Below are 12,609 nucleotides of genomic sequence, written 5' to 3' on the forward strand. Positions count from 1 at the left end.
CTCAATTGGCTATGGGAAACGGTTTTTGACCAAATAGAATGTTAACTTGAGTAAATTGGACCTTAAATTTCACCATATCATAATATTATACTTGCATGAGTCAAATAAATATACTCTGGGTTGATGACGAAATAGAATCTTTGAAATCGCAGATCATGTTCCTTGAGAATAAGGGGTACAAAGTGTCTGCGCTGACCAATGGTTATGATGCACTGGAATTTCTGAAAGAGAAATCCCTGATAATAGATGTTGTGTTGCTGGATGAGTCAATGCCTGGGATTACAGGGTTGGAAACATTGGCCAAGATCAAAGAAATAGATCAGCAGATCCCCGTGGTGATGATCACAAAAAATGAGGCAGAGAACGTGATGGATGAGGCTATCGGCTCACAAATCACTGATTACCTGATTAAACCTGTAAATCCAAACCAGGTATTACTATCGCTTAAAAGAATTATAGATAATAAACGACTGGTGGCCGAAAAGACCACTACCGCCTATCAGCAGGAGTTCCGCTCCCTGTTCATGGCATTGAGCTCCAACCCGGATCATAACCAGTGGATGGACATTTATAAGAAACTGGTTTACTGGGAAATGGAGATGGCCAAGACAAACAGCCCGGAAATGCTGGAAGTTCTTAACATGCAAAAGGCAGAAGCGAATACAGAGTTTGCCAAATATATAGGCCGCAATTATGCCAGCTGGGTAGGCCCAAAGAGTAAAGATGCGCCTGTGATGTCGCATACCCTGTTCCAGGAAAAAGTAGTACCGAACCTGGACAGCGAAGTGCCTAATTTCTTTATTATTATAGATAACCTGCGGCTGGACCAGTGGAAAGCTATCATGCCCATCTTCATGGAATCTTTCAGGCTGGTGAATGAAGATACTTTTTACAGCATCCTGCCCACTTCCACCCAATATAGCCGTAATGCCATATTTGCAGGTATGCTACCAATAGATATTGAACATGACTTCCCGGAACAATGGAAGAATGATGATGAAGATGGGGGCAAAAACCTGCATGAGGAAGAGTTTTTCGCGGATCAGCTATACCGCCTGAAAATGGATACCCGCTTCTCTTATACTAAAGTGACCACACACAACGACGGCCAGCACCTGGTAAACAATATTCATAACCTGATGGCATATCCGATCAATGTGATCGTGTATAATTTTGTGGATATGCTCAGTCATGCACGTACAGAAATGGAAGTACTGAAAGAACTGGCAGGGGATGAGGCTTCTTACCGGTCTATTACCGCCAGCTGGTTTGAACATTCTCCATTGCACCAGGCATTGAAACGCATTGCGGATAAGAAAATCAATATTATTTTGGCTACAGATCACGGAAATGTGCGTGTGAAAACACCGGTAAAGGTGATCGGCGATAAACAAACAACAACAAATCTGCGTTACAAACACGGACGTAACCTGAACTATAATGATAAGGAAGTCCTTGCCTTCCGTGACCCGCGTGAAGCCGGACTGCCAAGACCAAACGTCAACTCTTCCTATATCTTTGCAAAGGAAGATGGCTATCTGTGTTACCCGAATAATTATAATTATTTCGCGAATTTCTACCGTAATACTTTTCAACATGGAGGTATTTCCCTGGAAGAAGTAATTGTGCCAGTAGCAAGACTGGTGAGTAAGTAGTGAACTACTTGAAGCGATTCCTTATTTTTGCTGCATGAACTTTAAAGTCACACCGAATAACCTGGTACGTCTTGAAAAGATCTTTAGCGAGATCAAGTATGAACTGCGTTTTGAAAAAGGTACGTTCAACTCGGGCTACTGTGTGCTGGAACATAAGAAAGTGGTGGTGGTCAATAAATTCCTGAACCTGGAAGGACGTATCAATTCCCTGCTGGATATATTATCCACCATGCAGATAGATGAAACGTTGCTGACAGCAGAATCACTGAAGTTATACCGGCAAATAGTGGATAACAGAAATGCAGCTCAGGCAGCAGAAGCGGCAGAAGAAATAGCGGAAGCCGCTGCTACAGAGGCTGCCGCTGCCAGTAATAAAGCAGTGGAAATGGCAGCCCGGGAATCTCAGGCGGCTAGTGATGATGTAGAAACAGCTACTACGGAAAGTACAAGCCAGGAATCTCAGGCGGCCAGTGACGATGTAGAAACAGCTACTACAGAAAGTACAAGCCAGGAATCTCCGGCGGCTAGTAATGATGTAGAAACATCTACTACAGAAACTACGAGCCAGGAATCTCCGACGGCCAGTGATGATGTAGAAACATCCTCTACAGAAACGATAACCCACGAATCTCCGGCAGATGAAGAATCTGCAAAGGAAAAACCTTCACCTGAACAATCATCAGAGAATTGAAAATAACTTTTCTAGGAACAGGAACCTCCCATGGAGTACCGGTAATAGCCTGTGGCTGCCAGGTTTGTACTTCAACCAGTTCAAAAGATAAACGGTTGCGCAGCAGTATTATGGTATCTGAAACAGGAGCCGGAAACATTGTGGTAGATACAACACCGGATTTTCGCTACCAGATGTTGCGGGAAAACGTAAAACACCTTGAAGCGGTACTGATCACTCATTCTCATAAAGATCATATTGCCGGGATGGACGATATCCGTGCGTTCAATTATTTTCAGAAACGATCTATAGACATTTATGCCAGTGTATTTTCACAGGAAATAATCATACGGGAGTTTTCCTATGCATTTGCAGAACATAAATATCCGGGTGTTCCGGAAATGAACCTTAAAACAATTGATGGTAGCCCCTTTGATGTGAACGGACTGACCATCCTGCCTGTAAAGGTGATGCACCACCAGATGCCTGTACTGGGCTTCCGGTTTGGTGACTTCACCTATATAACGGATGCCAACTTCATTTCAGAAGAGGAAAAAGAGAAAATCCGTGGTTCTAAAGTGTTGGTGCTGAATACGCTGCGAAGGGAAAAACATATTTCTCATTTTACACTGGACGAAGCCATTGCTTTAACCCGTGAACTGGCTATTCCCCAGGTATATTTTACGCATATCAGCCACCAGCTGGGTCTGCATGATGAAGTTTCGGCAGAACTGCCTCCCGGTATGGCTTTGGCTTATGATGGGCTGGAAATAGAGCTATAATTAACTAAGAATAATAACGATCCTGATCTGATTACCAACTGGATATTGAACGATAATTAACTGGTTATTAACTGAACTTTTTTTATTTATGCCATAACTTGCCGCCCTTTAGCAGTTAAGTTAACCCATGAAGCAGACATTTTGGAAAACATACTTTTCCTTTTCCCGGCAGGAAAGACTTGGTATTACCACATTGCTGGTTTTAATCAGTATCTGTGTTTCCATACCTGCTGCATGGGAATATTATTATCCCCCGGTTATTGCAGACGATGATACTCTTGCACAGGCATGGATGCCTTTACAAACAACTGATGTTGTGAAAACAGCACCTGCAACAAAGGGGATTTTGTTCAGTTTTGATCCTAATAGATTATCAGAGCAAGGCTGGATAAAACTGGGAGTGGCTCCCCGTAATATACAAACGATACTGCACTATCGCGCAAAAGGCGGGGTATTCAGGAAAAAGGAAGACCTGCTGCGGATTTATGGTTTTCCGTCAGATATGTTCGCGAAACTGGCTCCTTATATACAAATCACAGTCCCTGAACGGGATTCGCTGAGCAGATCTGAATACAGAACCCAGGCTATAAAATGGGAGCGCGAGCGGGTAGTGACGAAAGCACGTGTGATTGATATAAATGAGGCAGATTCTGCCGTATGGGAATCCCTGAATGGAATAGGACCAGTGCTTGCAGGCCGCATTATACGATTCAGAGATAAGCTGGGCGGCTTTTATGACATCAGCCAGGTAAGAGAAACATACGGTTTGCCAGATAGCACATTTGTGAAAATTCAAGCTTCGCTGCAATTGAATAAGGTTTCACTAAAATTTCTTGATATCAACCATCTGGATGAGCGGTCTTTGGCCCAACATCCATACATACACTACAAACTGGCGCGTCTGATAGTACTGTATCGCAATAGCAACGGGCCTTTCAAACAGGCTGATGAGCTTCTTGCCATACCATTGGTAGATGATAAGATTTATCGTAAACTTGAACCATACATCAAAACAATAAATTAAAGTCCCCATTATGAACTTTGAGCCTACAGAAATGCAGCAACAGATCACACAGGTGATCCGCGACTTTGGCAAAACGCACATTCAACCAAACGTACTGGAATGGGACGAAACCCAGACATTTCCGGTGCAATTATTCAAACAGCTGGGAGAACTGGGATTAATGGGCGTACTCGTACCAGAACAATACGGTGGCAGCGGACTGGGATACCTGGAGTATGTTACCGTAATAAGTGAGATCTCCAAAATCTGTGGAGCTATCGGACTAAGTGTAGCTGCACATAATTCCCTGTGTACAGGCCACATATTACAGTTTGGAACAGAAGAACAGAAACAGCAATACCTGCCCAAACTGGCCAGTGCAGAATGGATAGGCGCCTGGGGACTAACAGAACCCAACACCGGCTCTGATGCAATGAACATGAAATGCGTAGCCCAAAAGGATGGTGATGAGTGGGTATTGAATGGTACCAAATGCTGGATCACGCATGGTAAAAGTGGAGACCTGGCCGTAGTAATTGCCCGTACCGGGAATGTACGTGACAGTCATGGAATGAGCGCCTTTGTGGTAAAAAGAGGCACACCAGGCTTCAGCGGTGGCAAGAAAGAGAATAAACTGGGGATGAGAGCTTCTGAAACCGCAGAAATGATCTTTGATAATTGCCGCATACCAGCAGCGAATATGCTGGGGAAACCGGGAGACGGCTTTATTCAGTCCATGAAAGTACTGGATGGTGGCCGCATCTCGATTGCTGCATTGTCACTCGGTATTGCCAAAGGTGCTTATGAAGCAGCCCTGAAATACTCTAAGGAGCGTTATCAGTTTGATCAGCCAATTTCCAAATTTCAGGGTATCTCCTTTAAACTGGCAGATATGGCTACGGAGATTATGGCTGCAGAACTGCTCACCATGCAGGCAGCAGCAGGTAAAACGCAGGGCAAGAAAGTAACACAACATGCTGCTATGGCAAAGTATTATGCGTCTGAAGTGGCGGTGAGAGCTGCCAATGAAGCTGTGCAGATCTTTGGCGGATATGGTTATACGAAAGATTTTCCGGTAGAGAAGTTTTATCGTGATGCCAAGTTGTGTACTATTGGTGAAGGCACATCAGAAATACAAAAGCTGGTTATTGCCAGAGAAGCATTGAAATAACTTTTTAGCTATATAATACAATTTGGATGATCCGGTTCTGTTAAGGACCGGATCTTTTTTTTAATTGTCCATAAATACACCTGCTGTCCATAAATACACCTTATCCGCCGTGATGCTTAGGTGAAACGCAATGAATCTGATAAGGAGGAGAGGGGTTTTAGCACTAACAAAAAGGGGGAGGTATGACCCGGGCATGGATTGTAATTGTCCATAAATACACCTTGTCTGCCGTGATGACCCGGTGAAGCACAATAAAGACCAGATCTAAAATCACATCCCAAAGCTAAATCAGGGAACTAAACAGGCAGACGCAGTGTATTTACGGACAATTACAATCACACTTTATCAGCAGTTCTATATACTTTCCCCGGTTAACAAGAGAAAACACTGTCAACTATCAATACGTATAGCTAAATATGTTAGTAACAACACACTTAAAATTAGTAGAAAGCGCAAATTTATAACCCCAATAACTTTTTTAAAACTTCTTATCTTTCAGTACATAAAACCATGTCATGAATTTTGCAGAGCAATTACATCAGATGTACCCTAAGGCAGATGCCATTCCGGCTCAATATCAGCTGCCCGCGGAAGTTCACCAGCGGGAGTATTTATCTGGCGGTGAAATGAAACCCTGGAACGGAGATGTACATACGGTACTCTCACCCATTTGTATACAAACAGCCGAAGGACTTCAAAGGAAAGTAATCGGTTCCTATCCCCTGGCCGGACAAGAAGAAGCTATAGCAGCCATGGATGCTGCGTTGCTGGCATATAATGATGGCCGTGGAGAATGGCCTACCATGCCTGTTGCCGAAAGAATTGCCTGTATGGAGAAATTCACAGGTAAGATGATCGAAAAAAAGGAGGAAGTGGTAAGGTTAATTATGTGGGAGATTGGAAAGTCTTATGGAGATTCCGTTAAAGAATTTGACCGTACCATAGAGTATATTAATAGTACAATTGATGCATTGAAGGATCTTGACCGTAATTCCAGCCGTTTTGAAATAGAGCAGGGAATTATCGGGCAGATCCGCCGGTCGCCATTGGGTGTGGTACTTTGTATGGGACCGTTCAACTATCCGCTTAATGAAACGTTTACCACGTTGATTCCCGCACTTATTATGGGGAATACGATCCTTTTCAAACCTCCGAAGCATGGTACTTTATTGCACTATCCATTGCTGGAAGCATTCCGTACCTGCTTTCCAAAAGGCGTTGTAAATACTATTTACGGACGTGGTAATGTGATCATTGCACCATTAATGGAATCCGGTAATATCAATGTACTGACCCTGATAGGCAGCAGCAAAGTGGCCAACCAGCTGAAGAAGATGCATCCTAAAGTGAACAGGTTACGTGCTATTCTGGGACTGGATGCCAAGAATGCCGCTATTATCACTGATAAGGCCGATCTGGACCTTGCTGTGAAAGAATGCGTGCTGGGATCATTATCGTTTAATGGTCAGCGTTGTACAGCTATTAAGATCATTTTTGTGCATAAACTGGTGGCAGATGCTTTCCTGGAAAAGCTGAGTGCAGCTGTTGGGAAGCTGAAACCGGGCATGCCCTGGGAAAAGGATGTGTTCCTGACGCCGCTGCCTGAGCCACAGAAACCTGCTTATTTAAAGGAATGTATTGAAGATGCGCTGGCTAACGGAGCGAAGGTGATGAATGAAAACGGAGGTACTATTTTTGAATCTTTTGTATATCCGGCAGTGTTATACCCGGTGAACGAAAAGATGAAGCTGTATAGGGAAGAGCAGTTCGGACCAGTTATTCCGGTATTGCCTTTTGATGATATAGAAACGCCGATAGAATACCTGATTCATTCTGATCATGGTCAGCAGGTGAGCCTGTTCTCCAATGATGCCGATGAACTGGCATCACTGATAGATCCGCTGGTGAACCAGGTGAGCAGAGTAAATATCAACTGTCAGTGTCAGCGTGGCCCGGATATTTTTCCATTTACCGGTCGCAAGGATTCTGCAGAAGGTACATTAAGTGTTCCGGATGCATTGCGTGCATTTTCTATTCGCACAATGGTGGCAGTAAAGCAAACAGAAGAGAATAAAAAATTGTTGAATAAGATCATAAGTGACCAGAAATCTAACTTTTTGTCAACAAAATATATCTTTTAAGCAAGATACTATTAGGTTGAAAAAGAGAGATACGGGATTATTAACTAATTATTTAACCATTCGTAAATTTGATAATGTATTGTAATTGATTGTTTTTTTTACGAAAAAAATGAGTATTAACCCGTTAGTGTGATGGAATATTCAATGAAGAACGTTAAATTTGGGTTAATTCATCACTCTTTACCATTTATCAACCTTCAACAAGTCAGACACTCGAAAAATTTCTACGCAAAAAAAAGCATCCTCTCAACCAGGATGCTTTTTACTTTAGTGCAATTGTGCATGTAATGCCTGCACAGTCAATATTTTCTAGTGTTCGAGGAAGTCGTTCTCTTTGTTGCTTTCGCCAGCTCTCTTTTCAATATCATTAAACCATTTCTCCACTGTACCAGCCAGAAAGCTTGGTACTTTACCACTTACATATTCTTTTAGTATTTCGAAAGTTTTTACTGCCTGCTCATTAGTAAGGCCAGCTTTGTCTTTTAATTCTTGTAACAGATCCATAATTTAATAGCTTGAGGATTAAAGGTACTGAGAATTGAAAAAAGGAGGAAATAAATGGCTGATGATCAGTAAGAGCAGATATACGTATTATGTATATTATTAATTTGATTATATTTGTAGGAACCTACACCCTATATCTCATGATCATATATGGACATAATAACTATTGCAGAAAGAAGGTACAGCTGCATGAAGTTGGTATTTTCACTTCAGAGTCAGATATCAGGCATTTTGAACTGACACAGCGATACGCCCATCTTTATTGGATCCCATTCTTCCCATTTGAGTTATCCTGGAGCGCGAGGTCAAGAGACGGGAAGTTGTATAAGATCAATCCGGCACTGGAGCAGCGGCTCAATGCCATCCCTTATTCCTGGACTTCTGGTCTGGCCGCTTTTGCGGGCCCGCTTTTAATCATAGCCGGGTTTATTTTCTTTTACTTTTACAATATGTATGACAGCTATGCCAGTCGCGTAAGGTATGAAGCACGCATAGAAAAAGAGTATGAAGAAAAAGAAGGAATGATCATGCATCCTGCTACCGAAGATTATTATCGGTTTTCCGGTGAGCGGAGACAATATGCGAAGGTGATAGGAGCAAACGACAAAGCAGTATTACTGTCTGCAGCTGTAATGGAACCAAGAACAAGCGAAGTGCCTGAGATAATGGCATTACTTGAAGACACTACTAAGAACTTTCCACCGGTATGGGTGAATAAAAGTACGCTGAAGAAAATGGCAGACAACAAAAATCGCTTTGATACCACATTATTCGGATTGGGCACTTTTCATCTGGAAGAGATCAAAAGGTTGGGAGAGCCTGTACTGACATATTCACTCATGGGTGCTGCCGGATCGATGTTTGATTTTAAATTGAAAAATGAGGGAGAACTTGTCTATTTCACGGCTATAGATAAAATGAAGACAGATGTGACATTTGGCGGATCAATGCCGGATACCTGTATCTATGGAGATGATATCAATTTTAATGTGACGTTTCCTGATAAAAACAGTTATGGAGAATTTGCATTTGCGATCACCTGTGAGGACAGAAAACATAATATTTATAAATACCTGATAACGGGAAAAGGATTTCCGGATCATTCAGTTGTTATAACCAAACAACTGTAAAAGGGAGATATCAATTCAATTGTTATTAATCATAACAATAACGGGACAACTGTAAAAGAGAAATATCTTAAAAGAATAGGGTGTACCATCATTGATGATACACCCTATTCTTTTATTAAGGATCTTATATCTTATGCTACTTTCAGCTGCACCAGTGTTGACTTGCCTAATTTCTCTTCTGCGTATGCTCTTGTAAGTACAAAAGTTTTTTCATTGGAAGAAGGCAGGTTGAACATGGCTTCACTCAGCACCACTTCACAGATGGAACGGAGACCACGTGCACCCAGTTTATATTCCAGTGCTTTTTCTACGATGTAGTCAATAGCGCTGTCTTCTATGGAGAATTCTATGTTCTCTACCATGAAGAGCTTCTTATATTGCTTTAACAGGGCATTTTTAGGCTCTGTAAGGATCGCTTTCAGTGCTTCGGTATCCAGAGTATTCAGATAGGTAACTACAGGTAAACGGCCCAGCAATTCAGGAATAAGACCAAAAGCTTTCAGATCCTGTGAGTTGATATAACGCAGGATATGTTTTTTGTTTTCTTCTTCTTTTTCTTTGTTGACAGTGAACCCGATAGAGTGCGTCTGGATTCTGCGGCTGATGATTTTATCTACCCCATCAAAAGCTCCACCACAAATGAACAGAATGTTCTGGGTATTTACTTTGATCAGTTTCTGTTCTGGATGTTTACGACCGCCCTGTGGAGGTACCAGCGCTTCTGTACCTTCCAGGAGCTTCAATAGGCCCTGTTGTACACCTTCGCCGCTTACATCGCGGGTGATAGATGGATTATCGCTTTTACGGGCAATTTTATCTATCTCATCAATATATACGATACCACGCTCTGCAGCTTCCACGTCATAATTACATACCTGCAGCAGGCGGGTCAGGATACTTTCCACATCTTCACCTACATAACCTGCTTCTGTGAATACAGTAGCATCTACGATGGTAAAGGGCACATTCAGCAAACGTGCGATGGATTTAGCCAGCAGGGTTTTACCTGTACCGGTTTCGCCCACCATGATAATATTGGATTTTTCAATTTCCACATCATCATCACCAACTTGCTGATTCAGGCGTTTGTAGTGATTATATACGGCTACTGCCAGAATCTTTTTAGCATCATCCTGGCCAATTACGTATTCGTCCAGGAATTTCTTTATTTCCACCGGCTTAGACACTTTGGGTACAAAGTGGGAAGGCGCTTTTTTGCCTGCTTGCTGAAATAGCTCCTGCTCTATGATTTCCTGAGCATTTGCTACGCAGTTCTCACATATGTGGCCTTCTGCACCAGCAATCAGTATCTGCACTTCATCTTTAGAGCGGTTGCAAAATGAGCAACGTATTTTGGACTCTTTCATAGCTTACAAATGTACGATAAAAGGGGCAAAGGAAGAAGGGAAAAAGGGTACTCCGCATAGTACACGGTGCCCTTTTTCCCTTCTTATCTTCTTTTGAATTAAATATTATTGAGGATTATTTTCCTGCTGTTTTCTTGGGTGCTTGCTCAGTACGTCATCAATGATGCCATACTCTTTAGCTTCGTCAGCAGTCATCCAGTAATCACGGTCAGAGTCCTTTTCCACTTTCTTAACGGGCTGGCCGCAATGACCGGCAATGATTTCGTTCAGTTCTTTTTTCAACTTAACGAACTCACGTGCTGTGATTTCGATATCGGATGTTTGTCCTTCTGCTCCACCATGAGGCTGGTGAATCATTACTCTTGCATGTTTAAGAGCAGTACGCTTGCCTTTTGTACCAGCTACCAGCAATACGGCACCAAAAGAGGCTGCCATACCTGTACAGATAGTTGCTACATCAGGAGCGATGATCTGCATGGTATCATAGATACCTAAACCTGCATAAACGCTACCACCGGGGCTGTTGATATACATCTGAATATCACGGGTACGGTCTGTAGATTCCAGGAACAACATCTGAGCGGTAACGATATTCGCTACATAGTCATTCACGGGATCTCCCATGAAAATGATACGATCCATCATCAGACGAGAGAAAACGTCCATTATTGCCATATTCATTGGGCGTTCCTCAATGATATTTGGTGTTAAGGCGTTAATCTGATGACGCGTATAGCTATCTACTACCAGGCTGCTGATCCCTCTATGCTGGATGGCATATTTCCTGAATTCGTTATTAATGTTCATGATGATGATGTTTATTGGGTAATTTAGCAAATTCTTCGGCGGTAATTTCCTCCTGCTTTACATTTACCTTATTTTCTGCCCAGTCAAACAGTTTTTGCGTCACCATTTCACGATAGGTTTGATCCACAAATTTCTCATCCTGCAGCAAGCGCTCCAGGTAGCTATCCAGCCAGTCAGCACCATCAGTAGCTGCAGCGCCACCAAAATAGCCCATAACTTTCTGTTTGGCGCTTTCTTTGAGTTCATCAAAGGAAACATCCAGTTGATTTTCGCGGATCAGTTTATCGCTGATGAGTGTCCAGCGCAACTGATGATCAAAACCAGGATATTCTTTGTCAGCCTCTTCGGCGGTTTTTGGTTTTTCACCGCCGGTTTGCAGCCAACGTTTCAGAAAATCTTTGGGCAGTTCTATAGGCGTTTCGTGAACCAGCACTTCGAATAATTCGTTGTGCAAATGGTTCCTGCTTTCGGAATCCCAGTATTTTTCTATTTCTGATTGCAATTTTTCACGGAAAGCTTCTTCAGTAGTGATGCTATCTGCAGGATAGATCTCTTTGAAGAATTCTTCATTCAGCTCTCTCTTTTCTATCAGACCCACTTTGGTAACAGTGAGTTTGAAGTATTTCTGTGCAGCTTCTTTATCGTGTTCGTCAAAACCAAGATCTTTCAGAATCCATCCCAGTTTGTCGCCCTCAAAAGAAGTAGCCAGCTGGAATACGATAGTGTCGCCATTTTTCTTACCCTGCAGTTGTGCCTGGATTGGGGAAGAAAAATATTTTAACAGGAGAGAGTTGTCTTTTTTGATACCACCTTCTATCACATTGCCCTGTGCATCACTTTCTTCGAATTCTACGTTCAGCACGTTTTCTTCAGAAGTGATTGTTTCAGGCTCGCTCATTTTACCACCCTTCATCTGTAAACGCTCAACTTCTTCGTTGATCATTTCAGGAGTAGCTTTTATTTTATAGCGGGTGAGAGTAGTTTTGCCTGCTTCCAGGGGAGTAACACTGAAAGCTGGTTTCAGACCAACTTCAAAACCGAAGTTGTAATCAGCTGGTTGGTACTGATCAAAATTCTTACTGTCACTATCCAGTGGCAGGGGTTGTGCGAAGATCTCGAGTTTTTCGCTCTGCAGGTATCCGGTGAGCTCTTTTTCTACAGTTTTAAGTATTTCATCTGCAAAAATGGCCTGGCCATGCATCTTCTTCACCATTCCTACGGGCACCATGCCTTTGCGGAATCCTGGTATATTGGCGGTTTTGCTGAGTTGCTTTACTGCTTTGTCAAAATTCGGAAGATAATCTTCCTGGCTCACTTTCACAGTGATCTTATCATTCAATAAACCGATGTTTTCTCTGGTAACGGTTGCCATAATAGTT

General features: G+C 42.5%; 11 protein-coding genes. 7 read left to right on the forward strand and 4 right to left on the reverse strand.

Features of this window, described 5'->3' with window-relative positions; translation table 11 throughout:
* Positions 1 to 95 precede the first annotated feature (95 nt).
* From BM176_RS21580 to BM176_RS21605, 6 genes are all read left to right on the forward strand, one after another.
* Positions 96 to 1,655, forward strand: a complete 1,560-nt coding sequence (locus tag BM176_RS21580; protein ID WP_090106401.1) for a T9SS response regulator signal transducer PorX — start codon at positions 96 to 98, stop codon at positions 1,653 to 1,655.
* 34 nt (positions 1,656 to 1,689) lie between these two features.
* Complete coding sequence (locus tag BM176_RS32975; RefSeq protein WP_255373566.1) at positions 1,690 to 2,346, forward strand: hypothetical protein; 657 nt, start codon at positions 1,690 to 1,692, stop codon at positions 2,344 to 2,346.
* The gene (locus BM176_RS21590) at positions 2,343 to 3,107 is read left to right on the forward strand and encodes an MBL fold metallo-hydrolase (RefSeq protein ID WP_090106402.1); all 765 of its coding nucleotides are present in this window, start codon (positions 2,343 to 2,345) and stop codon (positions 3,105 to 3,107) included. The genes BM176_RS32975 and BM176_RS21590 overlap by 4 nt, the downstream gene beginning before the upstream one ends.
* A gap of 127 nt (positions 3,108 to 3,234) precedes the next feature.
* Positions 3,235 to 4,131: a ComEA family DNA-binding protein gene (locus BM176_RS21595; RefSeq protein WP_090106403.1), complete on the forward strand. Its 897-nt coding sequence runs from the start codon at positions 3,235 to 3,237 to the stop codon at positions 4,129 to 4,131.
* Positions 4,132 to 4,141: 10 nt separating this feature from the next.
* Entirely contained in the window at positions 4,142 to 5,281 is a 1,140-nt protein-coding gene (locus BM176_RS21600; RefSeq protein ID WP_090106404.1) for an acyl-CoA dehydrogenase family protein, read from the forward strand.
* Positions 5,282 to 5,796: 515 nt separating this feature from the next.
* A complete protein-coding gene (locus BM176_RS21605; RefSeq protein ID WP_090106405.1) occupies positions 5,797 to 7,422 on the forward strand; it encodes an NADP-dependent glyceraldehyde-3-phosphate dehydrogenase in 1,626 nt (541 codons plus the stop codon).
* 309 nt (positions 7,423 to 7,731) lie between these two features.
* Here BM176_RS21605 and BM176_RS21610 read toward each other — a convergent pair whose 3' ends face one another.
* Positions 7,732 to 7,926: a hypothetical protein gene (locus BM176_RS21610; protein ID WP_090106406.1), complete on the reverse strand. Its 195-nt coding sequence runs from the start codon at positions 7,924 to 7,926 to the stop codon at positions 7,732 to 7,734.
* A 140-nt stretch (positions 7,927 to 8,066) separates the two neighbouring features.
* On the opposite strand from BM176_RS21610, the gene BM176_RS21615 reads away from it, so the two are divergent.
* A complete protein-coding gene (locus BM176_RS21615) occupies positions 8,067 to 9,056 on the forward strand; it encodes a hypothetical protein (protein WP_090106407.1) in 990 nt (329 codons plus the stop codon).
* Between the two features lie 131 nt (positions 9,057 to 9,187).
* Here the strand turns inward: BM176_RS21615 and clpX are convergent, their stop codons facing one another.
* The 3 genes from clpX to tig all read right to left on the reverse strand — a co-directional run bounded on the left by clpX (position 9,188) and on the right by tig (position 12,602).
* Entirely contained in the window at positions 9,188 to 10,423 is a 1,236-nt protein-coding gene (gene clpX, locus BM176_RS21620; RefSeq protein WP_090106408.1) for an ATP-dependent Clp protease ATP-binding subunit ClpX, read from the reverse strand.
* A 105-nt stretch (positions 10,424 to 10,528) separates the two neighbouring features.
* Positions 10,529 to 11,230 (reverse strand): ATP-dependent Clp endopeptidase proteolytic subunit ClpP, encoded by a 702-nt coding sequence (clpP, locus tag BM176_RS21625; protein ID WP_090106409.1) that lies wholly within the window; start codon positions 11,228 to 11,230, stop codon positions 10,529 to 10,531.
* Positions 11,220 to 12,602 (reverse strand): trigger factor, encoded by a 1,383-nt coding sequence (gene tig, locus BM176_RS21630; protein WP_090106532.1) that lies wholly within the window; start codon positions 12,600 to 12,602, stop codon positions 11,220 to 11,222. Before tig ends, clpP begins: the two co-directional genes overlap by 11 nt.
* Positions 12,603 to 12,609 lie beyond the last annotated feature (7 nt).

Source organism: Chitinophaga sp. CF118 (genome assembly GCF_900112615.1).
In the GTDB taxonomy this organism is placed as follows: Bacteria; Bacteroidota; Bacteroidia; order Chitinophagales; family Chitinophagaceae; genus Chitinophaga.